Genomic DNA, 23,335 nt, shown 5'->3' with positions numbered 1-23,335 from the left:
CAGACCAAGGAGACCGACCATGTCGCTCACGAAGACCTCCGCACCGGCGCGTTCGGACGTGACAACCAGCGCCACCGCTCGCCCGACGCCCACCGTGCCACTGACCCAGCGTCCCTACTTCCGCCACGGCACGATGCTCACGGTCGGCGCCCTCGCGTGGTCGAGCATGATCGTCGTGTTCGGCCTCAACAGCGAGGGAACCGCCTACCAGTACGCCCACAACGCGAGCGCCTTCCTCTTCCAGGTCGGAGTCCTCAGCCTGGTGCGGGCCCTGTGGCGCAGCAACGCGATCGGCTCCGGCAGGGCTGCCCGCACGGTGCTCCGGATCGAGGCGGGGGCGCTCGCGCTGGCGATGGCCTCCACCGCGTCCGACTTCTTCGGCCTGACGAACCTCGACAACCCCGCGTCGCTGGCGCTCGACATGTTCTGGCCGATCTCCATGCTGGGCATGTTCCTCATCGGCATCCGCATCGCCGTCGCCGGCCGCTGGCAGGGCCTGTCCCGGTTCTACCCGCTGGTCGCCGAGAGCTGGGCCGTCGTCACCGTCCCGACCATGGGCATCTTCGGGGAGGGCGTGGCCCGCTGGGTCGGCGCTGCCCACCTGGTCATCGGCTACGCCGTCCTCGGCCAGATCGTGGCCCGCAAGCAGGCCGACGGCAGCTGACTGACCCAGGGGTATGCCGCGTGCGGACTCCCGCACGCGGCATACCTCTGTCTGCGGAACCGCCCTCGGAACCGCGCACCGGGCAGCCGCGTCGAGTAGACATGTCTTCACAGGTGCACCGCACCCGCACAGGAGGTGGCCGATGATCGCCGCACTGACCGGCATGGGGTTGTCCGCGGCAGCGGGCCTCAACGCCTACATCCCGTTCCTCGTCGTCGCCCTGATCGCGCGGTTCACCGACTTCCTCACGCTGCCCCAGTCGTACTCGTGGATCGAGTCGTGGTGGGCCATCGGCATCGGTGCGGTGCTGCTGCTCACCGAGGTGGTGCTCGACAAGATCCCCGCGGTCGACACCGTCAACGACGCCGTGCAGACGTTCATCCGGCCCAGCATGGGCGGCCTGGTCTTCGCCGCGACCTCCGCGGCCGAGGGGCTCGACAACTCGACCTGGATGACGCAGAACCCCTGGGTGGGGGTGGTCCTCGGCATCATCGTCTCCGGACTGGTGCACGGCGGGAAGACCGTGGCCCGACCGGCGATCAACGCCGGGACGCTGGGCTTCGGCGCCCCCATCGCCTCGACCGTCGAGGACGGGGCGTCGATCGGGCTGAGCCTCGTGGCGGTCTTCATCCCGGTGCTGGTCGTGCTGTTCCTGGTGCTGCTCGCCTGGCTGCTGGTGTGGCTCTGGCTCAAGGTGCGCCGATGGCGCAAGAGACGGGACGGCCGCGCAGCCCTGGCCTGACGGGCCGCGCTTGCATGATTCGTCCAGCCGGGACCGCGAGGATGGCCCCATGACCGTCGCCGCAGCCCCACCGCCCACGCGTCGTGCGCTGGTCACCGAGACCGTGCTTGTCCTCGGGGTCAGCCTCGGGTCGTCCGGCATCTACGCGTTGCTGTCCCTGGTCAACAAGCTCACCCGCAACGTGCCGCTCAACCAGCAGACGACGGCGATGAACTCCTCCGTCACCCCCGACCGGCCGTGGCTCGACCTGGCGTACCAGCTGGTCGGCATCGCGCTCGCCCTCGTGCCGGTCGCGCTCGCGCTCTACCTGTTGGCCCGGGACCGCCCCGACGCGCGGCACGCGATCGGGTTCGACCTGCGCCAGCCGGGACGCGACCTCGTGCGGGGGGTCGCCCTGGCCGCCGCGGTCGGCCTCCCCGGGCTCGGCCTCTATGCGGCTGCCCGGGCGCTCGGCCTCAACACGACCATCGCCGCGGCCAACCTCACCGACGTCTGGTGGACGATCCCGGTGCTCATCCTCGCGGCAGCACAGAACGCCGTGCTGGAGGAGGTCGTCATGGTCGGGTACCTCTACACCCGCTGGTTGCGCGCGGGGTGGTCACTGCCGGCCGTCGTCGTCACGTCTGCGCTGATCCGCGGGTCGTACCACCTCTACCAGGGGTTCGGCGGGTTCGTCGGCAACGTCGTGATGGGTCTGGTCTTCGGCTGGATCTACACGCGCACGCGGCGGGTGGGGCCGCTCGTGGTGGCCCACACCCTGCTCGACGTGGTGGCCTTCGTGGGCTACGCCCTGCTCAAGAACCACCTGGCCTGGCTCAGCTAGGCACGCCCGGGGCCGGGCGGCGCGCGGCCAGCGCGGCGTCGTAGAGGATCTTCTTCGACAACCCGGTGGCCGCGGCGACGTCGGCGCACACGTCCTTGAGCCGCTCACCTGCGAGAACACGCTCCTGTATGCCGGGCAGCGCCTCCTCGACGGTGGTCACCGCCGGGGTCGCGCCGGCCACCACCACGGTGATCTCGCCACGGAGCCCGTCGGCCGCCCACGCGGCCAGCTCCGCCAGCCCGCCGCGCCGCACCTCCTCGTAGGTCTTGGTCAGCTCACGACACACCGCCGCCCGCCGGTCGGCGCCAAAGGCCTCCGCCATGGCCAGGAGCGTCGCGTCGATGCGGTGGGGTGCCTCGAAGAAGACCATCGTCCGACGCTCGTCAGCCAGCGCTGCCAGGCCCCGCGCCTTCTCGCCGGGCTTGCGCGGGAGGAACCCCTCGAAGCAGAACCGGTCGACTGGCAGGCCCGACACGGCCAGGGCCATCAGGACGGCGCTGGGGCCGGGCACGCAGGTCACCCGGATGCCGGCCGTCACCGCGGCGTCGACCAAGCGGTACCCGGGGTCCGACACGGACGGCATACCGGCGTCCGTCACGACCACCACCCGCGCTCCGGCACGGAGCCGCTCGACCAGCTCCGGCGTGCGCGAGGCCTCGTTGTGCTCGTGGTAGCTGAGGACCGCGCCGCTCGGCGTGATGCCGAGGTCGTTGCAGAGCCGGCGGAGCCGACGGGTGTCCTCGGCGGCCACCACGTCCGCGGTGGCGATCTCCTCGGCCAGCCGGGGGGCGGCATCCCTGGGGTCGCCGATCGGTGTCGCGGCGAGGACGAGGACGCCGTGGTCGGAGGTCACGTCGCCATCCTGTCAGCCTGCACCCTGAACACCCTGGGGGCGCCCCAGGTTGCAGGGGAGTCAGGGGTGCCCGAGTTGCTGTGCATACGATGGCGCGCATGACCCGGATCGAGCTGCTGCGATCACGGCTGCTCGGATTCCGGCCCACCGACACCCTCTGGGGCTGGCTCGGACCCCTGTTCTTCGCGGTCGTGGGTGGCGGCATGCGGTTCTGGTCGCTGGGTCGCCCGCACCAGCTCGTGTTCGACGAGACCTACTACGTCAAGCAGGGCGTCTCGATGCTGGAGTACGGCGTCGAGATGCGGGTGCCGGACACCCTCAAGAAGCCCGACCAGCTGTTCACCCAGGGCACCCCGGACGTCTTCGGCACCGAGGGCGACCTCGTGGTCCACCCACCCGTTGGCAAGTGGGTCATCGCGGCCGGTGAGCACCTGTTCGGGCCGACGTCCTCGATCGGGTGGCGCTTCTCGGTGTGTGTGCTCGGGACGCTGTCGATCCTCATGATCGGGCGAGCCGCCCGGAGGATGTTCGGGTCGTCGCTGCTAGGCACCATCGCGGCGTTCCTGGTCGCCTTCGAGGGCCACCACTTCGTCCAGTCGCGCACCGGCCTGCTCGACCTGATCGTCATGTTCTGGGCCCTGCTGGCGTTCTGCGCGCTGCTCATCGACCGCGACCGGTCGCGGGCGATCCTCGCCGAGCGAGCCGCCGGTCGGTCGAACCACGAGCTCGCCGCCCGCCTCGGGCCCTGGCTGGGCGTGCGGCCGTGGCGATGGGTCGCTGGCATCAGCCTGGGGCTGTGCGCCGGCACCAAGTGGTCGGGGCTGTTCTTCCTCGTGGCGTTCGGGCTGATGACGGTCTTCTGGGACATCGGAGCTCGGCGGGCCGTGGGGGTGCGGCACTGGTTCACCTCCGCGGTCGTCACCGACGGGCTCTGGGCCGCCCTGGTGATGTGCTCGACGGCGGTCGTGACCTACCTCGCGTCGTGGGTGGGCTGGTTCCGCTCCCCGCTGGGCTACGACCGCGAGTGGGGACGGATCCACCCCTCGCGCGACACCCCGTGGGTGCCGGACGCGCTGCGCTCCCTGTGGCACTACCACCAGGAGATCTACACGTTCCACGTCAACCTGCACGACAACCACCCCTACCGGACCAACCCCTGGTCCTGGGTCATCCAGGGCCGGCCCACGTCCTTCTTCTACGAGGGTCCCAAGCGGGGCGACGGTGGCTGCGCGGTCGCCCAGTGCTCCAAGGCGATCACCTCGATCGGCACGGTCTCGGTCTGGTGGCTGGGGGCCGCGGCGATCGTCGTGCTGGCGTTCTACTGGATCTTCAAGCGCGACTGGCGGGCCGGCGCCATCCTCGCAGGGCTCGCTGGGGGCTACCTCCCCTGGTTCGGGCTGGAGGAGCGCACCATCTACTCCTTCTACACCGTCGCGTTCGAACCGTGGGTCATCCTCGGCGTCGTCTTCGTGCTCGGGCTGGCCCTCGGTCGGCGCACCGACTCGTGGCGCCGACGGGAGATCGGTCTCTACGTCGTGGGGGCCTACTGCCTCCTGACCCTGGCGATCTTCGCGTTCTTCTGGCCGGTCTACACCGCCCAGGTCATCCCCCAGAGCCAGTGGTCGCTGCGGATGTGGTTCCCCAGCTGGGTCTGAGGCATCAGCCGGACCTCGGAGACGCGGGATCATCCGTTTGGCTGGGAATGGGTCGATCCCTGACGATTTCTTGACCAACGTCCCGGTCGTTGAATTCTGGACATACCGGCATAGTCACGACAAAGCCGGATAGCCCTGTCCGAGTCGAATGGAGGGCTTTGCCTCCGTTGGGGATCGAACGGGCCACTTTACGTTCTGCATACCGTCTCTTTACTATCTCTTGACCATTCCCAGACCTCCACCACACACTCGGCGCACAACGCCAAGGTGTGGCTCGAACCACTGAACCTCACCCCGGCGTCACCACCATTCGGGACAAGAGGGCAGGGGCTCTACATGAACACCAAGCGGGTATCGATCGCGGTTGCGGTCTCAGCACTGGGTTTGGCCATCGCACCGGGGGTGGCGTCCGCAGCGGACGGCCAGGTCGGATGCGGGACGCCCGCCAAGCAGGCGGTCTACTCCACCGTCGTGGTCCCGGGCACGGCTGCCGTGACCCACGAGGAGTACGAGTGGAGCTCGGTCTCCGAGGTCATCGAGCAGCAGTGGCACCAGTGGCTGGTGGACTCCGCAGCCATGGACGCGGTCTACGAGACCGTCCACCACGCCGCCGAGTACACGACCACCACGGTGCCCGGCACCGCGGCGTACGACGAGCAGGTGCTGGACGTCGCGGCGCACGACGAGCAGGTGCTGGACGTCGCGGCGCACGACGTGCAGGTGCTGGATGTCGCGGCGCACGACGAGCAGGTCGTCGACGTCCCGGCCCACGACGTGCAGGTGTTGGACGTCGCGGCGCACGACGAGCAGGTCGTCGACGTCCCGGCCCACGACGTGCAGGTGCTGGACGTCGCGGCGCACGACGAGCAGGTCGTCGACAACCCGGCCTACGACGAGCAGGTGCTCGTGACCGCCGCCTACGACCAGCAGGTCCTCGTGACCGCCGCCTACGACCAGCAGGTGATGACGTCTCCTGCCGTGTACGCCACCGAGTACCTCTTCGTGAACAAGAACGGCAAGGAGAACTGGGACACCGACCCCAACTGGAACGCCAACAACAACGACAAGTCCAGTGGCTGGGTCGCCATGAACCAGACCCGCCAGGGCGCGCTCATCTCGGCGGCGGTCTACACGACGGTCCACCACGACGCGGTCTACACCACCGTTCACCACGACGCGGTCTACACCACCGTGCACCACGACGCGACGTACAAGACCGTCCACGTCGCAGACACCTACAAGACCGTGCACGTCGACGCGACGTACAAGACCGTCCACGTCGCGGACACCTACAAGACCGTGCACGTCGACGCGACCTACAAGACCGTCCACGTCGCAGACACCTACAAGACCGTCCACGTCGCAGACACCTACAAGACCGTCCACGTCCCCGACACCTACAAGACCGTCCACCACGACGCGACGCCCGACACCACGACCCAGGTCCTGGTGTCCCCGGCCTGGGACGAGCAGGTGCTGGTCACGCCGGCCACCGACGAGGTGGGCCACTGGGAGGAGACCTGGTCGGTCGAGTCCCCCGGTGCGGCCTGGTCGGCCACCGGCGAGACCCGCACGGTCGACGGGGAGACCGAGCTGGTCTGGGCGGCGCAGTCGCCCGGCGAGGAGTGGACCGCAACCGGTGCCTACCGCACCGTCGAGGACACGCCGGCCGTGCCGGACTCGTCCGAGCAGGTGCTCGTGAGCGCCGCCGTTCCGGCCGGACCTGCCTGCGAGGAGCCGGTGACCGGTGACGGCGCCACCGTGGTGCCCGAGCCGGCCGACCCCGCACAGCCCGCCTCAGCGGTCCCGGCCGCGGCCGGTCTGGCCAAGCCGGCGGCCGTCAACGAGCTCGCCTTCACCGGCTCGGACCCGACGCTGCTGTGGCTGGGCATGGGCTTCCTGCTCGCCGGCATCGGCGTCTCGGCCGGCTACCGCAAGGTCGCGCAGAAGCACTGACCGCAGGACCTGCATGGCGTGGGGTCCGCGGCCCAGGGGGTGGGCCGCGGACCCCTTCCATGTCCCTGGTGCTCCACGTCCCTGGGAGCTCCAGCTCACAGCGGCTCCACGTCCCGGGAGCTCACTGTGACAGTGCCGACCCGGCACCGGCCACCAGCCGGTGCCGGGTCGACCAGTTTCAGCGCGGGGTGCTCTAGGCGTTCTTCCGGAGCCACGGGACGACGGTGTCGCGCAACAGATCTGCGTCCTCGATCATCGGGAAGTGGCTGGCACCCTCGAGGATGGCGAGGTCGGCACCCGGGATGGTGTCGGCCAGGAAGCGGCTCCACTCGGAGGGGATGGGGTCCAACCCCGAGTGGACGACGAGGGCCGGCGTCTCGATGCCGGCGAACGTCCCGATCGGATCGAGCGAGGCAAGGCTCCCGATCATCCGTTGGGGCGCCGCCTGCACGTTCGCGGCCGTGATCTCGGTGAACCCCAGGCTGACTCGCCCCGTCGTGGCACGGTCCTTGAAGAACGGGAGAAACGTGTTCAGCTGGTGCCGCTCCAGCGCTCCCGGCTCCCCGGACCTGAAGGCGTGTGACTCCTCGATCGTCTTGCGGGCGACCTCGTCGTCCGGGGTGCGGCGGCGCGACATCTCTGCCCCGAAGCGCGCCATCAGCTCCGGCGCCAGGGGCGGCCCCGGGTTGAGCAGCACGACGCTCTCGACCACGTCGGCGTGGTGGGCGGCGTACAGCGCGGCCAGGTAGGCGCCCGCCGAGTGGCCGAGGACCTGCACGTGGCCCAGGCCGAGCCCTTGGCGGAGCCCTTCGAGATCCGCGACGCCGCCGGCGAACGACACGCGTCGGGTGTCGCCCACCGGGGTTTCGCCACTCCCCCTCTGGTCGTAGTAGACGAGCTGGAACTCCTCGGCCCAGGGGTCCAGCGCGCGCAGGTAGGTGCTGCCCAGACCGACCGCTCCGTGGAGGACGACCAGCGGCGGGCCCTCGCCGACCAGGGTGCACGCGATCTCGATGTCGTCGACGGGAACGGTCTTCCTGATGACTCGCATGATGTCTCCTCGGTCGGGACCGTCCGTCGGTCCGTCGGCGCGACCGTATGCCTTGCACCCGAGTGCAAGGTCAAGACCTTGACCCTGAACCCGGGTGACGGGTTTACCGTGGACTCGTGCGCATCTCCGAGGTCGCCGAGAAGGTGGGCGTGCCCGTCTCGACCGTCCGCTACTACGAGCGGATCGGCCTCCTCGCCGCGCCCGCGCGGACCCCGTCGGGCTACCGGGCCTACGACGACGGGTCCGCGACGCGACTGCTCTTCCTGACGCGAGCCCGGAAGCTGGGCCTGACCTGCGACCAGATACTCGAGCTCCTCCCCGTCTGGGACGGCACCCACTGCTCCACGACCCACGAGGAGGTCGCCCGGCTCATCGACGGCAAGCTGGCCGAGATCGCCGCCCGCATCGAGGAGCTCTCGACCTTCGCCGCCCAGCTCGAGTCTGTGCGCCAGGACCTGGCTGCCGCTCCGCCTCCGCAGGCGTGCCGGGACGACCTGTCGTGCTGCGTGCCGTCAGCACCGGGGTGCTTCGTCCCGCTGACGGCCCTGACCACGCTGACCACCCTGACGGCTCGCGTCAGCTAGCCAAGGACGCGGCCGGTCAGGGCAGGCGCCGGTCGAGGCGGCGCAGCAGTGGCCCGATGAGGGGCCAGTCCTGGGATCCCGCCCACCTCCGCTGGGCGCCGCCCCCATCGGGGGGCGACGCCCAGCGAGTCAGCGCACTACTTCTTGTTGGTGCTCAGCTGGACCGTCTGCTCGGTGTACCCCAGCGAGCACTCGAACAGGCCGCACGCGAACGCGAAGGCGACCGTGGCGCCCTTGCCTCCACGGAACAGCCCGGTGTCGCTGACAACGATGGCCTCCCACGGGTGGGTGGCTCCGTCACACTGCAACGGGTTCACGAAGAAGAACCCGCTGATCTTCACCCGCCCGACCCGCTGGGTGAGGGTGCCTTCGATGTCGGAGAAGAAGTCGTCAGCGTTCGTGCACGAGTACGTGCCGGTGAGCTTGGCGCTGCCGTCCTTGTATGCCGTCCCCTTGGGGTTCAAGGTCAAGGTCACCTCGGGGGCAGGCGGTGCGACGTCGAACGTCACCTCGAGCTGACCGCCCACCGTGGTCGTGTCGGAGAACGCGACCACGTAGTAGGTCTGCCCGGCGGTGGTGGAGAAACCCACCGTCGTCGGCCCGCAGGCCACGAGGGCGCCGCCGGCGGGGTCACCCTCGGTGACCATGAATCCGCCGGAGTAGGAGGAGGCCGACATGTCGGCGACGACTCCGCCGTCTGTGGCGGCGGTGTACGTGAACCAGACGCTGGCGTTGGTGAACGGTGCGCCGCAGTTCGCGTTGAGGGCAGCGTCGGTGGCGTCGGTGGTGGCGCCCGTCGTGTCCTGGCTGATGGTGGTGGGTAGGGACGAGACGACTGTCGCGTTGACGGCGGTGTCGTTGGGTGCCGCTGCCGCAGAGGCGGCGGTGGCCATGACCGGCAGGAGCAGCGCTCCTGCGGTGGCGGCGGACAGGATGGAGCGCAACATCTTCATGTGATCCCCCAGCTGTGAACCCGACCCCCCGTTGGGTCGTGCCACGCACATTGCCGCATCCGGACCCCAACGCACCAGACCCCTTGAATCGTAGATTTTGCAACAACGGAGGCCTGCCCCCTCACCGCCGGCGCGTGGTGACGATGAGTCGATGGTGTCTGCTGGGGAGGGTCGTGGTCAGGAGAGGCGGACCGACAGGTCGGGCGGCTCGGGGAACGCGTCGAACGGATGCATCGGCCGCATGATCCGGGAGTGTCCGAGCCGCTCGAGGTCCTGGTCGACCGGACCGGGCGTGAGCGCAAGGGTCCACCCCTGCGCGATGTCGTGCAGGGTCGGCTCGAGGTAGCCGATCTTGGTCACGACGATGGCGGCCTCGGTCGGCTCCAACCCGATGGCGCGGAAGTCAGCGGTGTCGTGGAACGCCTTGCGGAACTCCGTGACGACGGCGCGGATCCCGCCGATGCGCACCACGGCGATCCGGCCGGCGTCGGGGTCCCCCGCGTGCAGGCTCACGAGCTCGCCCTCGATGCGGACCGGTCCGCAGACCCGGTGGTCGACCCGGGCCCCGGCCGTCACCGAAACCCGCTCCCCCGGCTGCGCCTCGAAGAGCTGCTCGGTGGCCGACTCGTCGAAGATCGAGGCGACGTGGACGACCGGCGAGTCCTCGCGGGTCAGCTCCGACATCGCGAGCAGTTCGGTCAGCGCCCACGTGACGTCGCCGGTGCCACCGGCCCCGGGGTTGTCGCCGCTGTCGCTGACGAGGTAGGGGGCGCCTCCGCCGGCCGCACGGTGGGCCAGTCCGGCCGCGATCCCCTCGGCCAGCGTGCCGGTGGGTCCGACGAACCCGAAGTCGTCGCGCGCGTCCCAGAGCCGTTGGGCGAGGGTTGCGGCGGGCCCGACGATCGCGTCGGCGTCGTCGCCGGTGACGAGGACCGAGGCGTGACAGCGCGGTTCGTCTGCCCACGCGTAGCCGATCCAGATCGAGGCATCCGTCACGCCGGGCTGCCGCTCCACCTCGGCGAGCCCCGCATAGAGGCTCCGGGCCGGCTCGACGCGCGTCGACGTCTTCTCCCCCGGCAGCAGGATGGGCACGCGCACCCAGGCACGGCGTGGACGTCCACCACGCTCGAGCCAGTCCACCAGGTTCCGGGCAGCACGCTCGCGGGTCTCCCACGCGTCCTCGTGCGGAGCGAGCCGATAGGCAGTGGGCAGATCCACACCGAGGGCCAGGCGCTCGGACACGTTGCCGTGCAGGTCCATCGGCGCTGAGATGATCGGCTCCGCGCCGATGACGTCGCGGATCGCGTCGACCAGGTCTCCCTCGGCGTCGTCCATGCCCTCCACGCTCATGGCGCCGTGGAGGTCGAGGTAGAGACCGTCGAGCGGAGCGGCCTTCGCGAGCCCGTCGAGGATGCGGGTCTTGAAGTCGTCGTAGACCTCGCGGACCACGGGCCCGCCGGGGATCGAACGCGCGTAGAACACCCCGACCCAGTCCGCTGCATCGCCCAGAGTCGTTCCGGTGGAAAGGAACTCGTACCGCTCGACAACCACCGGACCTTCGCGCACGTCGAAGTCGCGATAGCCCGCCCGGTGGGCCGCGTAGATGCTCGACTCGATCGCCATCCCCGCGACAGCGATCCTCGGGGTGCGTCCGTGGGCCATGGTCGTCAGTCTGCTCGATGGGTATGCCGCGTGGCTGGCCGGGTGGTCAGCCGGCCGAGCGGCCGAGCGCGTCGAGCACGGCCGTGATGCCGGCCGCCGACGTGCGGCTGCGGCCGCCGTCGTCCGCGGGGGCTCGCAGGTGCACCTCCCGCACGCCGGTGGACTCGACGAGCTCGGCGACGTTCAGGGCGCGCACACCGCCCGCGGCGAGGACGCCGATCCGTGTGCCGGCGTGGCGCACCAGGGCGCGGAGCTCCTCGTGGTGAGCCGCGGCCGGCCCCCTGCCACCACCGGTGAGGACCCGGTGCACCCCCAGGCGGGCCAGCACGTCGAGGGCCGCGGGCTGGTCCACGACCTCGTCGAACGCGCGGCTGAAGGTGGTCGACGCGTCGCCGGACGCTGCGACCAGTCGGCTCGTGACGACTTCGTCGATCCGACCATCCGCGGTCAGGGCATTGACGACGAAACCCACCGGCACCCTGGTGGGGAGCCGTCGGATCGCGGCGATGTCGGCGAGCATGCTGGCCACCTCGTCGGCGTCGTAGACGAAGTCGCCGCCCCGCGGTCGGACCAGGACGTGCACCCCGATCCTGCTCACTGCCGCAAGGCTCGTGCCGATCATCCCGAGGCTCGGCGTGATCCCGCCCTCCAGCAGGTCGGCGCACAGCTCGACCCGGTCGGCTCCACACGCCTCCGCAGCGCGGGCGCCGGCGACGTCCTCGACACAGATCTCGACCAGGGTCACTGGCGCTGGTCCTGGCTCGCGCCCACGCGCCACGACGCCAGCAGGTCGTCGCGTCCGGCAGCCCGGAAGGCCAGGACGGCGGCCCCGAGCCGCCCTGCGCTCTCACCCAGCTCGCTGACCACGACACGGGGCCGGCCGCGCCAGGCCAGCCCCGACTCCATCCTCGCGGTCAGCGGCTCGAGCAGGAGGGCCCCCGCCCGGGACAGTCCACCGCCGATCACGATCAGCTCGGGGTCGAGGAGGATGGTCAGGACGTTCAGTCCCTGGGCGAGCACGGTGACGGCCTCGTCCCAGAGGCGGTCTGCCGTGGCGTCCGAGCCAAGCGAGGCCACGACCTCCTCGGCGGTTCGTGCGTGACCTTCGGCCGCGGCATACCGTCGTGCCAGGGCGCCGGCCGAGGCATAGGCCTCGAGGCAGCCGCGCTGCCCGCACGGGCACAGCTCACCGCCCGGCACCAAGGGGATGTGGCCGAACTCCCCTGCAGCGCCAGTGAATCCGACGACGAGTCGGCCGTCGTTCACGATCGCGGCGGCGACGCCCGTCCCGATCGGCACGAGCACGAAGCTGTCCGAGCCACGTCCCGCGCCGAGCAGCTGTTCTGCCACCCCGGCCGTCCGCACGTCGTGCCCCACCGCCACGGGAAGGTCGAGTGCGTCGCCCAGGCGGTCGCGCAGGGGCAGGTCGCGCCATCCGAGGTTGGACGCGTAGCGGACGACGCCGCGCGCCTCGTCGACCGAGCCGGGTGTCACCACACCCGCAGCCACCGGGGTGACGCCGGCGTCGCCGGCGATCACGGACAGGTCGCGCACCAGCTGCGTCAACGCGGAGACGACCTCGCGGTCCGGGGTGGGCACGGTTCTGGTGATGAGCTCACGACCCGAGCCGTCGACCACGACACCCTTCATGGAAGAGCCGCCCAGGTCCACGGCCACCACGGCCGCGGTGCTCCCCGTCAGGGCCTCGGTCACCGGTGCACCGTATCCGGCCTCACGCGGCGGACCGGCGCGGCCGGGCGACGTAGGCCGCCGCGGCGGTCGTGATGGGGACCGCCGCGATCAGGCCGATGGTGCCGACCGCACTGCGGACCAGCTCGGTCGCCACCAGCTGGTCCGACAGCACCTGGCCGAGCGGGTCGTCGAGGGCGACGATGAGCACGAGCAGCGGCAGCGAGGCGCCGGCGTAGGCCAGCACGATGGTGTTGATGACCGAGGCGATGTGCGCCCGCCCGACTCGCGTCGCGGCGGCATAGAGCTGCCGGCCACCCAGCTCGGGGTTGGCCCGGGCCAGCTCCTCCACCGTCACCGCCTGGGTGACGGTGACGTCGTCGAGCACACCCAGCGAGCCGATCAGGATGCCGGCCAGCAGCAGCCCTCTCAGGTCGACCCCGTGGGACTGGCCGAGGATGAACGAGCTCTCGTCGCCCGCGCCGGACAGGTTCATCGCCGCGACGGCCAGCGCCGAGAGCAGGCCGGTCAGCAGGAGGCTCGCCAAGGTCCCGGCCAGGGCCACCGTGGTCGTCCTCCCCAAGCCATGGGTCAGGTAGAGGACGACCAGCACGATCGCGGAGCAACCGACGATCGCCACGGGCAGGGGCGGCTTGCTGTCGAGGATCGCCGGGATGACGAACCCGAGGATGACGGTGAAGGTGAACCCGAGCCCGAGCAGCGCGGTCAGACCCCGCCAGCGACCGAAGGCCAGCACCGCGAGGACGAACGCCACGAGGAGCACCCACAGCTGGGTGCCTCGCTCGTGGTCGATGATCGCGTAGCGGGACCCGGCCTCGTTGCCGGGCGAGTACGCGAGGACCGCCTTGTCGCCGACGTGGACCGTGGGCGACCCGACACCGGTGGGCAGCGGGACCGTGAACGTGGTGCCGGCCTGGTCACCGGTCGTCAGCCTGACCTGGGCGCTGCCGCACACCGAGCTGGCCGCGGGTGGTGACTGCTGCAGCTGGTCCGTGGGTGGCGGGCAGGGCTCGACGTCCATCGTCGTGATGACACCGTTGACCTGCTGGGTGTCCGGGGCGCCGGCCACCGCCGCCTTGCTGTCCGGCCACAGCCAGACCATCGCCAGGGCCACCGCACAGAGGACGACGGCCACCGCGACGAGCACCGTGGGTGACGTGTTCAGCCCGCCGGCGTGCGCGTGGGGGTGCGCGTGCCTTCCCGCCACCTCTGCCTCCGTCCGGTCGCCCGTGTGCCGCGGCCGCCGGCTCGTCGCGTCCGTTCCGGCTGACCACGCTCCCGGGTCATCCTGCCGTGCGGGTCAGTCGGCGGGTAGCGAGGGGCCTGCGACAGGGTGGGTGCGGGGCGCTCGGTCGCCGCGCTGATCGGGAGCTGGCGGTATCAGCACCTCGACCCACGCCTCTTCACCATGAGGCGTTCAGCCCCGGCAGCCTCGCCCGTTCGTCCTGGCACTTCCGGCCCATCGCCCGATTACCCAGGGCGGCTCGCAGAGGTTGGATGGATGCACGGAAACGATTTCAGGAGGTGATCCGATGTTCGACTCGACGCCCGAGCAGTCCAATGACCCGGTCGCCGCCTGCACGGCCGACGCGGTCCATCGCCGCGACCACCACCACGACGGTGGTGAGACCTGCCACCCGCACCGGATCGAGGTCGTCCACCTCGGCCACCGCGCGATCGCGGTGTGCCACGACTGTGGACGGGACTCGGGTTTCCTCCCGGAGCGCGACGCCGACCAGGTGGCTGCCGCGCACCGCGACGAGACGGTCGCGGACGGCCAGCTCCCCTTCACGTCGCGGGTCGCCTGAGCTCCCTCCCTACGGAGCGGTGGGTGCGGTGATGGACCGGAGCAGGCCGATGACCTGCCGCTCGAACTCCGCCGGGGACTCCCCCGCCTTCGTCACGAACCGCGTCTCGCCCAGCCGGAGCCGGCGCCGGTCCGCATCGTCGAGCTCGCGGCCCGTGTAGACGACCATCGGCAGCGAGCGCAGCCGCTCGTCGGCACGCAAGGCGCTCACCACGGCATACCCGTCGATGTCCGGGAGCCCGAGGTCGAGGACCAGCAGGTCCGGTGGCACGTCCCGGCTCATCGCCAGCGCCTGCATCCCGGTGTGCGCCACGCGGGCGTGGACCCCGTGGTCGGCGAAGAACACCTTGAGGACCTCGCCGACGTCCTCGTCGTCCTCGACGACGAGGACGCTGGTCGTCGCATCGGTGCCCAGGGCCTCGCGCAGCGAACCCATGAGTGCGCGCTGGTCGACCGGCTTGGTGAGCCAGGACGACGCGCTGGGGACGTCGATGCCGTCGGGGGTCAGCGCGCTGAGGATGACGATCGGGATGTCTGCGGTCGCCGGGTTCGCACCGAGGGCGGCGATGGCCTCCCACCCCGACATGCCCGGCATCCTCAGGTCCATCAGGATCAGGCTGGGGGCGTGGACGGCGGCGAGGTCCAGGGCCTGCTGCCCGGTGTGCGCGGTGAGGGTGGCGTAGCCGTGCGACTCGAGCATGGCAGCCAGGACCTCGACGACGTCCGGGTCGTCGTCGCAGATCAGGATCGCCCCGACGGGTGGCGGGCCATCCGGCTCGTCCTTCGGCGTGGGGGCGGCCCTGAGGACGAACGTGAACGTGCTGCCCGACCCCGGGTCGCTGGTCGCCCAGATCCGGCCGCCGTGCTGCTCGACGATGCCCCGGCAGATGGGCAGGCCGAGACCCGTGCCGGTCTTGGCCCGGTTGTCCGTCGCATCGGCCTGCGCGAAGCGGTCGAAGATGGTCTCGAGCTTGTCGGCCGGGATGCCGGCGCCCTGGTCGGTGACGGTGAACTGCACCAGGCCGTGGTCGTCGCCGTCGGACGGCGCCGGGCCGGCGGTCACCGTCACCACGCCTCCGGCGGGGGAGAACTTGATGGCGTTGCTGAGCAGGTTCGTCAAGGTCTGGGCGATCCGGTCGCGGTCGGCGAGCACGAAGGCGTCGGAGGGGGCCGCACTGAACGTGACGCCCGCCTGCGCGGCCATCGCGCGCATCTCCTCGAGGGCGGCCCCCACCAGGTCGTCCACCGGCAGCGGCTCGAGGTCGAGCTCCAGCTTGCCCGCAGAGATCTTCTCCACGTCGAGGATGTCGTTCACCAACCGGACCAGGCGCTCGGAGCTGTTGAGGGCGACGTCGGCCATCCGTTGCGCCTTGGGTGGAAGGGTGCCGACGGCTCCGCCGGCCATCAGGCCGAGCGCACCTCGGATCGACGTCAGCGGGGTCCGCAGCTCGTGGCTGATGACGCCGACGAACTCGTCCTTCATCCGCTGCACCACGCGCTGTTCGGTGATGTCCTGCATCGTCCCGACCAGCCGGACGACGTGTGCGGACTCGTCGCGCACCGCCCGGCCGACGGCGCGGACCTCGCGGACCGTGCCGTCCGGTCGCACGATGCGGTACTCGGAGCGGATCTCGCCCGGCGCGCTGGCCGCCTCCTCCTGTGCGCGCAGGAAATCCGCCGCGTCGTCGGGGTGGACACGTGCGGCGAAGAGCTCCTCGCGGTCGCCCTCGGTGTCCGGGTCGAGGCCGAGGATGCGGTAGAACTCGGCGCTCCACTCGGTCCGTCCCGAGCCCAGGTCCCACTGCCAGCTGCCGATGTGGGCGAGGTGTTGGGCATCCTGGAGCTCGGCATTGCTGGAGGCGAGCTGGTCGGCCTGCTCCTTGACGCTGCGCAGGAGCTCCTCGTTGCCGGCTCCGAGGCGATACAGGGCGAACGCGAGCAGCAGCATCGCGCCGAGGGTGGCTGCAGCGACGATCGCGGTCCAGCGGATGGCCTGGTCCTGCCGGCGTTCGGCTGCCTGGTTGGCCGCGTCCGCCTCCCGTGCGAGGGCTGCCAACAGCTGCGACTGCGGCTCAGCCAGCTGGTCGAACGTCACGTCGAAGTGCTCGTGCTGCTCCCGCGCCTCGCCGGGCGACGTGGCGGCGAGGTCGCTCAGCCTGACTGCCTCGACGCCCAGGTCTCGCATCGCCGTGTGGAGGGTGCGGACCTGCGCGGCGAGGGAGGGGGGCGGGCTCGACGCGTCGAGCTTGCGCAGGTCGTCCTCGAGCTGGGTGAGGTGGGCTCGCGTCCGGGCCGCCAGCTCAGTGCCGGTCTCGTTGTTGCCCTCGGGAGCCTCGAAGGACTCCAGGACGTCGCCGTGGAGGCTCGCGGCCATGGCGCTGGCATCCAGCAGGTGCTGCTGGGCCGTGAGCAGCCGGAACGCGTTGGTGTGGGCTCGGTCGACGGCGGTGAAGCCGGTGAGCGCCGTCGTGACCACGAGCAGCGGCAGCACGACCGCGACGACGGCGGCCACGAGCAGGGCCCGTCCCAGCGGCAGGCCACCGAGGGGGTCGCCCGTCCAGGACCGGCGTCCCTCACTGGTGGCACCCCGGGCCGCCCCTCGGGCGTCGCTCATCGATGGCCCGGATTGCGTGTGGACGCTTGTGTCGTCATGCGGTCAGTCTGCCCCTTGTCCAGCCCTGCGCCACCGCACGACGCGGCCGCGAGCGCCGACTCTGCCGTCAGGGCGAGAGTGCGCAGGGGGTGAGGGTGCTGCACACTGTCCGCATGGAGCCCACGGAACCCCGACGGAACGACTGCAGCGGGTGAACGCGGCCGCGGACGCCAGCCCGCCGGGGATCGTTCGCCGGGTCCTCGTGGTCGATGACGACGAGCTCATCCTCGAGGTGGCCACGATGAGCCTCGAGATGGTGGGCGGCTGGAGCGTCACGACGGCAGCCGACGGCCAGGAGGCACTGGACCGCGCTCGGGCGGAGCAGCCCGACGCCATCGTCATGGACGTGATGATGCCCCGCATGGACGGACCCACCACGGCCATCGCCCTTCGCCAGGACCCGGCGACCGCCGGCATCCCGATCGTGCTGCTCACGGCGAGCGTCCTCGCTGCGGAGCGCGCAGCGCTGGCCGAGCTGCCGGTCGTGGGCGTCCTGAGCAAACCATTCGACCCCATGTTGCTCCCCGCGGAGCTGTCGGCCGTCCTGGGCTGGTCCTGATGCCCACCGACCCCGACCGAGCCGCTGCGGGTGGGGACAGTGAGGGTGCGCCGATGGACGCTGCCATGGCCGCCTTCCGCGACCGCGCGAGGGACACCAACCTGGCCCGGGTCGAGGTGATCGAGGAGGCACTCGGCCACCTTCAGAGCGGCGTGCTGCGCGAGGAGGCCCGACTGACCGCCCGCCGGGCCGCGCACTCGCTCGTGGGTTCCGCGGGCACCTTCGGCATGCGCGAAGCGAGCGAGCTCGGCCGCACCCTGGAAGCCATCCTCGACGACGCCACCGGCGCGGTGGGTCCCCAGGTCCGGGCGGGCCGCGGACTGGAGCTGGTGACCCGCCTGCGCGTGGCGCTGGGCGGCTCGGACGGATCGGACGGCTCGGGTGCTCCGAATCGCCCGGGAGGCGGGTCAGACAGCTGGTAGGCGGACGGTGAAGGTGGTGCCTTCGCCGAGGCCGGACGTCACGTCGATGCTGCCGCCGTGGCGCACCACGATGTGTTTGACGATGCTCAGCCCCAGCCCGGTGCCCGGGACGGCGAGGGCATCGGGGTTCGTGGAGCGGAAGAACTCGGTGAACAGCCGGGCCTGGTCCTCCTGTGACATGCCCAGGCCCTGGTCGGTGACCTCGAGGACCAGGTGGTGGTCGCTCCGGTCCACGCGAACGCCGACCCGCCCGCCGCGCCGGCTGAACTTCACGGCGTTCCCGACCAGGTTGGTCACCACCCGTGACAGCTCCTCGCTGCTGCCGGACACGGCCACGTCGACCGGCTGCTCGTGCTGGAGCGTCACGCCGTTCTTGGTGGCTTCGGGGGCGAACATCTCGAGGGCGTCGCGCACGAGCTCGTTGACGTCGACGCTGGTGCGGACCAGGGGTCGGTCCGGGTCGCTGAAGCGACCCAGGTCGAGGAGATCGTCCACCAGTCCCTGCAGCCTGCGGACGTTGCGGTCGATGACGCCGAGCGACCACGCGGAGTCCCCCTCGGGGTCGTCCTGCAACATCTCGACGTGGCCGACCACCGACGCCAAGGGGTTCTTCAGCTCATGCGACACCGTGGAGAACAACGTGGCACGGGCCCGTTCCGCCACGCGAAGGTTCGACACCAGCTTCCGCTCGAGGGCGAACAACCGTGAGTTCAGCACCGAACGGCCCAGGTCACGGCCGATCTCGAGGGCGGCTGCGCGCTCGGCGTCGCTCCAGGTCGGGTACGACCCTGCGCGGGTGCAGACGACGTACCCCAGGCACTGGGAGGCTGCGCCGATGGGAACGAGCAAGAGGCTGTGCGAGGCGCTGCTGCTGACGAAGTCGATGATCGCGGCTTCCTCCGCGGCCGTGACCAGGTCACCGGCGCTCGCTCCGGTCGGTGCCACCGTCACGGTTCGACGAAGCCCCCAGGCGTCGTGCGCCACGCGACGGGCGACCTCGACCAGCTCGGGCGGGGTGGGCGTTGCAGGGTGGGGGTAGGTGGCGAAGTGGTCATCACGGATGTCGTCGCCGAAGGTGCGGATCCACAGCTGTGAGCAGCCCAGCCCCTTGGCCACCGGCTCGGCCACCGCAGCGACCACCACCTCGGGCTCGAGCACCTCGTTCGACACGCGGGCCACCGCCTGCACCGCTTGGGTGAGGCGGACGCGCTCAGCCAGCCGCGTGCGTTCCTGCGCTGCCGCCAGGACGACGCCGGCCTGTCCGGCGAACACCTCGAGGACAACCCGTTGGAGCGGCCCGGGTCGCTGGCCGTTGAGGGGAAGATCGACGTTCAAGGTCCCGGCAAGGTCACCGGAGGCGGTGAAGAACGGGGCGAACAAGGTGTCGTTCGGGTGCCACGGGTCGACGTTGCTGTCCCCTCCCGACCAGGTGGGGTCGGACCACCCCACGGGGGACGATCCTGGCAGCCGGTCGTGCGGGACGAACCGCAGTGCGCCCCACTGCTCAGCCGCAGCGAACTCGGCATCGACGACGTGGCGCGGGGTGACGCGGCCCAGGACCGCGTCGCGTGCGCGTGCGTCGCCGCCCACGGCCACGGCCTCCAGGTCCCCGTTCGGTAGGACCAGGCTGAGCGCGGCGACCTGGAAAGCCGCCACTTCCGCAGCGCTTTCGACGATGCGGTCGAACAGCATCCGGTCATCAGCAGCCGTCGCTGCCTGACTCATGATGAGGCCGATGCTGCGCAGCGCAGCAATCTCCCAGGTATCGACTTCCACGTCACATCTCCCTACTGGCGTGCGCAATCTATCCGGCAGACCTGGGGCAAATGAAACGAGTGCTGAGGAATGGGACAAAAGGGTGAGGCGGGGGAAGCAGTTCGACCGATGCGGACGTCGGCACCTCACGAGTGCTCAGCGGGGCCTCGGCGACTTTGGAAGGATGGACGCCATGGCCGAGCCAGTGTGGTTTCCGAGCACCAGTGGGCCGCGCCTGGCCGGTCTGGTCGACCACCCCGAAGGCGCCGTTCGCGGCTGGGGAGTGTTCTCCCACGGCTTCACCCTCGGCAAGAACAGCCCCGCTGCCAGCCGGATCTGCAAGCAGCTGGCCCACGAAGGGGTGGGGATGCTGCGTTTCGACAACCTGGGCCTGGGCGACTCCGAGGGCGACTGGGGAGACGGCTCCTTCTCGCACAAGGTCGCCGACACCGCTCAGGCAGTGCGGTTCATGAACGAGTCGGGTCGGACGGTGCGGCTCCTGGTGGGCCACTCCTTCGGTGGGGCCGCAGTCATCGCGGCGGCTCACGAGCTGGACTCGGTCCGAGCCGTGGCGAGCATCGGCGCGCCGTACCAACCGGGGCACGTCGAGCACAACTACGACGCCCTCGTGGAGCGCATCATCGCCGAGGGAGAGGCCCCGTTCCTGATCGGTGGCAAGGCGCTCGTCCTTCGTCGGCACTTCATCGAGGACGTCCGCGCGGCTGACCTGCGCGAGCAGATCCGAACCCTGCGCCGCGCCCTGATGGTGCTGCACTCCCCCACCGACAACACGGTCGGCATCGCGAACGCCAGCGAGATCTTCCGGGCAGCTCGGCACCCCCGGAGCTTTGTCTCGCTCGAGGGCGCCGACCACCTCCTCACCGGTCGGGACCAGGCCAAGCGTGCGGCCCGGATCATCAGCGCATGGGCTGATCCTTACCTGGGTTGACGCTGCTGACCTGGTGGAAGCATGGCGTTGAGCCGCACCACCTGCGGCGCTCCGCTCAGGGGCGGGCGGGCACCTTGTTCAGGGTACAGACGAAGTACTTCACGATGCCGTCGTCGACGAGGGCGCCGGACGCCAGGGCTGCCTGGATCTCCGAGGCCGAGTCCAGGACCCCGTTGCCGTCGAGGTCCCCGGCGGCCAGCGCCGCGGCATACCCGTTGGGAGTGGACACCTTGTGCACCTGCCAGCGGCCGCCGTTGAAGCCCGGGTCGCCGGGCGCCGCCGTAGCCACGCTGGGCTGCGCGCCGAAGAAGTTGTAAATGGTGTCCCAGCTCTGCGCGGGCGCTCCGGTCCCGGACAGCTCGGTCGGCGTCGCAACCGTCCGGTAGAGGACGTGGTCGACGTAGATCGCCGGGCCCGAGACCCCGGACGCGTATGCCGCCGTCCCCAGGCCCAGCGCCGCGACGCCACTCGTCGCGATCACACCGATGACGCGGAATGCCTTGCGATTCATGGTCTTTCCTCACTTCCCACCGCCACGGTGGCGGCCTTGGGTCGAGTCAAGCGGGCACCGCACCGGCTGGCCATGACGTGGCCGTTACGCCCTCCTTACGAGGTCCTGACCAGCCCTCACACAGGACGCTCGAAGGCGGGACTGCACCTATCCTCGAACCATGGCCAGCGCCCTCGTCGTCGACGACGACCCCACCGTGGGCGATGTCGTCGGCGCGTACCTGGCACGTGCCGGGTTCGACGTGCACCGCGCCGCCGACGGGGTGACCGCACTGGACCTCGCCGCTCGGATGGCGCCGGACGTCGTCGTGCTGGACCTCATGCTCCCCGGGATGGACGGGCTCGAGGTCTGCCGGCGGCTGCGCCGTGACCAGCCACAGGTCCCCGTCGTGATGCTCACGGCGCTGGGCGGGGAGACGGACAGGATCGAGGGCCTCGAGCTCGGTGCGGACGACTACGTGACGAAGCCGTTCAGTCCGCGCGAGCTGGTGCTCCGCGTGCAGGCCGTCGTCCGCAGGGCCTCGGGCCAGTCCGCCGAGCGGCCCGACGACAGGACGGCCTCGCTCCCGCCACGGATCACCGACGGCGACCTCGTCCTCGACCGGCTCGCGCACGTGGTCACGCGGGCCGGCTCGCCGCTCGCGCTGACGACGCGCGAGTTCGCGCTCCTCGACTGGTTCCTGCGACATCCGGGCATGGTGTACCGGCGCGACGAGCTCATCCGTGACGTCTGGGGGTGGGAGTTCGGCGACCAGTCGACCGTCACCGTCCACGTCCGCCGGGTGCGCGAGAAGGTCGAGGACGAGCCGTCCACTCCGCGGCGCCTCGTCACGGTCTTCGGCGTCGGCTACCGGTGGGACCCCACACCCCCGGACGCCCCGTGAGCCCCGCCCAGCTCTCGGCGGTGGGGCTGTCCGCCGCCGTCGCGCTCGCGGTCGGGCTGCTAGGCGTCGCCCTGGTCGTGGCCCTCACCCGTCGGTCACTGGGCACGGCCGCGGTCGCCGCACCGGTCGTCGTCGTCATCGCCGTCGCGGCGGGGGTCTATGCAAGCTCACGTGCCATGTTCCTGCGCCCCGAGGACTCCACCACCATCCTGCTCGTGCTGCTCGCCGCCGTCCCGGTCGCTGCCGGACTGGGCGGCCTGGTCGCCCGGCGGGTCATCGCCGCCGACCGGGCCGTCACCGCCGAGAGAATGCAGAGGGAGCACGAGGCACGCGCGGAGTCCGACCGGCGCGAGCTGGTCGCCTGGGTCTCGCACGACCTGCGGACCCCGCTGGCCGGGATCCGCGCCATCAGCGAGGCCGTCGAGGACGGCGTGGCCGCGGATCTCCCCGCCGCCATGCGGATGGTGCGCGACTCGGTGATGCGCATGGACGACCTGGTCAACGCCCTGCTCGCGTTGTCCCGGCTCCAGGCCGACGACCCGGGCCTGACGATGAGCGACGTCGACGTGGGCGACCTCGTCTCGGACGCGGTGGCCGGCCTGCTTCCGGTCGCCAGCGCCCGCGACGTCCGGCTCACCGGTTCGGCCACCCCGGGCGTTCGGGCCACCGTGGCCGCGACCGAGATCCAGCGTGCGGTGGCGAACCTCCTCGTCAACGGGATCCGGCACACGCCGTCCGGCGGCGAGGTGGAGACGACCGTCACGGCACACGGGGACGACGGCGTCCTGGTCACGGTCCGGGACCAGTGCGGCGGCATCCCCGAAGGCCTGGCCGCGCGCATCTTCGAGACCGGGTTCCGAGGGAGCGACGCACGGACCCCCGGGGACGGCGGGGGCGCCGGCCTCGGCCTCGCCATCGTGGCCGGTGTCGCGAAGGCGCACGGCGGAACCGTGTCTGTCGTCAACACGACGGACGGGTGTCGCTTCTCGCTGTACGTCCCCGCCCACCAAGGTTCGCGGCTGGCACAGGTGACGACGCCCTGACTCCCTGAGCTCGTCCCGGCTGCCCGGGCCGCTGCGACGCCGGGCGGGCTGTCCTCGCCCACCACGCACCCGCCTGGCCTCACTCCCATGGTTCGGGCGG

At 70.9% G+C, this 23,335-nt stretch carries 22 protein-coding genes; 12 read left to right on the top strand and 10 right to left on the bottom strand.

Features of this window, described 5'->3' with window-relative positions; translation table 11 throughout:
• Positions 1-19 precede the first annotated feature (19 nt).
• The 3 genes from ASG95_RS04100 (at position 20) to ASG95_RS04090 (ending at position 2,229) form a co-directional block, all read left to right on the top strand.
• Positions 20-664, top strand: coding sequence for a hypothetical protein (locus tag ASG95_RS04100; RefSeq protein WP_057376665.1), 645 nt, complete (start codon positions 20-22; stop codon positions 662-664).
• 142 nt (positions 665-806) lie between these two features.
• The gene (locus ASG95_RS04095) at positions 807-1,406 is read left to right on the top strand and encodes a DUF4126 domain-containing protein (protein WP_057376664.1); all 600 of its coding nucleotides are present in this window, start codon (positions 807-809) and stop codon (positions 1,404-1,406) included.
• A 49-nt stretch (positions 1,407-1,455) separates the two neighbouring features.
• Entirely contained in the window at positions 1,456-2,229 is a 774-nt protein-coding gene (locus ASG95_RS04090; protein WP_057376663.1) for a CPBP family intramembrane glutamic endopeptidase, read from the top strand.
• Here ASG95_RS04090 and rsmI read toward each other — a convergent pair.
• Positions 2,222-3,082: a 16S rRNA (cytidine(1402)-2'-O)-methyltransferase gene (gene rsmI / locus ASG95_RS04085; RefSeq protein WP_057376662.1), complete on the bottom strand. Its 861-nt coding sequence runs from the start codon at positions 3,080-3,082 to the stop codon at positions 2,222-2,224. The two genes, ASG95_RS04090 and rsmI, sit on opposite strands and share 8 nt — an antisense overlap.
• Positions 3,083-3,180: 98 nt before the next feature.
• On the opposite strand from rsmI, the gene ASG95_RS04080 reads away from it, so the two are divergent.
• Both ASG95_RS04080 and ASG95_RS04075 read left to right on the top strand, forming a co-directional pair.
• Positions 3,181-4,737 (top strand): dolichyl-phosphate-mannose--protein mannosyltransferase, encoded by a 1,557-nt coding sequence (locus tag ASG95_RS04080; protein WP_057378708.1) that lies wholly within the window; start codon positions 3,181-3,183, stop codon positions 4,735-4,737.
• A gap of 336 nt (positions 4,738-5,073) precedes the next feature.
• On the top strand, positions 5,074-6,693 hold the full coding sequence (locus ASG95_RS04075; RefSeq protein WP_057376661.1) for a hypothetical protein: 1,620 nt from the start codon (positions 5,074-5,076) through the stop codon (positions 6,691-6,693).
• A 193-nt stretch (positions 6,694-6,886) separates the two neighbouring features.
• Here the strand turns inward: ASG95_RS04075 and ASG95_RS04070 are convergent, their stop codons facing one another.
• Positions 6,887-7,744, bottom strand: a complete 858-nt coding sequence (locus tag ASG95_RS04070; protein ID WP_057376660.1) for an alpha/beta fold hydrolase — start codon at positions 7,742-7,744, stop codon at positions 6,887-6,889.
• Between the two features lie 116 nt (positions 7,745-7,860).
• Here ASG95_RS04070 and ASG95_RS04065 point away from each other — a divergent pair, with 116 nt between their 5' ends.
• A complete protein-coding gene (locus tag ASG95_RS04065) occupies positions 7,861-8,328 on the top strand; it encodes a MerR family DNA-binding transcriptional regulator (RefSeq protein ID WP_057376659.1) in 468 nt (155 codons plus the stop codon).
• A gap of 137 nt (positions 8,329-8,465) precedes the next feature.
• Here the strand turns inward: ASG95_RS04065 and ASG95_RS04060 are convergent, their stop codons facing one another.
• From ASG95_RS04060 to ASG95_RS04040, 5 genes are all read right to left on the bottom strand, one after another.
• Positions 8,466-9,281 carry a hypothetical protein gene (locus ASG95_RS04060; protein WP_057376658.1) on the bottom strand — a complete coding sequence of 272 codons (816 nt, stop codon included), beginning with the start codon at positions 9,279-9,281 and terminating at the stop codon, positions 8,466-8,468.
• Between the two features lie 177 nt (positions 9,282-9,458).
• On the bottom strand, positions 9,459-10,943 hold the full coding sequence (locus ASG95_RS04055) for a M81 family metallopeptidase (RefSeq protein ID WP_057376657.1): 1,485 nt from the start codon (positions 10,941-10,943) through the stop codon (positions 9,459-9,461).
• 46 nt (positions 10,944-10,989) lie between these two features.
• A complete protein-coding gene (locus ASG95_RS04050) occupies positions 10,990-11,688 on the bottom strand; it encodes a copper homeostasis protein CutC (protein ID WP_057376656.1) in 699 nt (232 codons plus the stop codon).
• Positions 11,685-12,656: an ROK family protein gene (locus ASG95_RS04045; protein WP_235543346.1), complete on the bottom strand. Its 972-nt coding sequence runs from the start codon at positions 12,654-12,656 to the stop codon at positions 11,685-11,687. The genes ASG95_RS04050 and ASG95_RS04045 overlap by 4 nt, the downstream gene beginning before the upstream one ends.
• Before the next feature lie 19 nt (positions 12,657-12,675).
• Positions 12,676-13,860 (bottom strand): YibE/F family protein, encoded by a 1,185-nt coding sequence (locus ASG95_RS04040; protein ID WP_235543345.1) that lies wholly within the window; start codon positions 13,858-13,860, stop codon positions 12,676-12,678.
• Positions 13,861-14,185: 325 nt separating this feature from the next.
• On the opposite strand from ASG95_RS04040, the gene ASG95_RS04035 reads away from it, so the two are divergent.
• Positions 14,186-14,461 (top strand): hypothetical protein, encoded by a 276-nt coding sequence (locus ASG95_RS04035; protein ID WP_057376655.1) that lies wholly within the window; start codon positions 14,186-14,188, stop codon positions 14,459-14,461.
• Between the two features lie 9 nt (positions 14,462-14,470).
• On the opposite strand, the gene ASG95_RS04030 is transcribed toward ASG95_RS04035, so the two are convergent.
• Positions 14,471-17,074, bottom strand: coding sequence for a response regulator (locus ASG95_RS04030; RefSeq protein WP_057376654.1), 2,604 nt, complete (start codon positions 17,072-17,074; stop codon positions 14,471-14,473).
• Positions 17,075-17,264: 190 nt separating this feature from the next.
• Between ASG95_RS04030 and ASG95_RS21715 the strand changes: the two genes are divergently transcribed.
• Both ASG95_RS21715 and ASG95_RS04020 read left to right on the top strand, forming a co-directional pair.
• Positions 17,265-17,672, top strand: coding sequence for a response regulator (locus ASG95_RS21715; RefSeq protein ID WP_235543342.1), 408 nt, complete (start codon positions 17,265-17,267; stop codon positions 17,670-17,672).
• Positions 17,673-17,725: 53 nt separating this feature from the next.
• Complete coding sequence (locus tag ASG95_RS04020; RefSeq protein WP_162259361.1) at positions 17,726-18,094, top strand: Hpt domain-containing protein; 369 nt, start codon at positions 17,726-17,728, stop codon at positions 18,092-18,094.
• Here ASG95_RS04020 and ASG95_RS04015 read toward each other — a convergent pair.
• The gene (locus ASG95_RS04015; protein WP_082592315.1) at positions 18,080-19,870 is read right to left on the bottom strand and encodes a HAMP domain-containing sensor histidine kinase; all 1,791 of its coding nucleotides are present in this window, start codon (positions 19,868-19,870) and stop codon (positions 18,080-18,082) included. The genes ASG95_RS04020 and ASG95_RS04015 overlap by 15 nt on opposite strands.
• 172 nt (positions 19,871-20,042) lie before the next feature.
• Between ASG95_RS04015 and ASG95_RS04010 the strand changes: the two genes are divergently transcribed.
• Positions 20,043-20,798 carry a S9 family peptidase gene (locus tag ASG95_RS04010; RefSeq protein WP_056923176.1) on the top strand — a complete coding sequence of 252 codons (756 nt, stop codon included), beginning with the start codon at positions 20,043-20,045 and terminating at the stop codon, positions 20,796-20,798.
• Positions 20,799-20,853: 55 nt separating this feature from the next.
• Here ASG95_RS04010 and ASG95_RS04005 read toward each other — a convergent pair whose 3' ends face one another.
• Positions 20,854-21,309 (bottom strand): hypothetical protein, encoded by a 456-nt coding sequence (locus tag ASG95_RS04005; RefSeq protein ID WP_057376651.1) that lies wholly within the window; start codon positions 21,307-21,309, stop codon positions 20,854-20,856.
• A gap of 160 nt (positions 21,310-21,469) precedes the next feature.
• Between ASG95_RS04005 and ASG95_RS04000 the strand changes: the two genes are divergently transcribed.
• Both ASG95_RS04000 and ASG95_RS03995 read left to right on the top strand, forming a co-directional pair.
• The gene (locus tag ASG95_RS04000; protein ID WP_057376650.1) at positions 21,470-22,192 is read left to right on the top strand and encodes a response regulator transcription factor; all 723 of its coding nucleotides are present in this window, start codon (positions 21,470-21,472) and stop codon (positions 22,190-22,192) included.
• Positions 22,189-23,235 carry a sensor histidine kinase KdpD gene (locus ASG95_RS03995; RefSeq protein WP_057376649.1) on the top strand — a complete coding sequence of 349 codons (1,047 nt, stop codon included), beginning with the start codon at positions 22,189-22,191 and terminating at the stop codon, positions 23,233-23,235. Before ASG95_RS04000 ends, ASG95_RS03995 begins: the two co-directional genes overlap by 4 nt.
• The last annotated feature ends 100 nt before the right edge of the window (positions 23,236-23,335 follow it).

This window comes from Phycicoccus sp. Soil803 (genome assembly GCF_001429685.1).
Taxonomy (GTDB): Bacteria; Actinomycetota; Actinomycetes; order Actinomycetales; family Dermatophilaceae; genus Pedococcus.
This window is presented reverse-complemented; position numbering and strand designations above follow the sequence as displayed.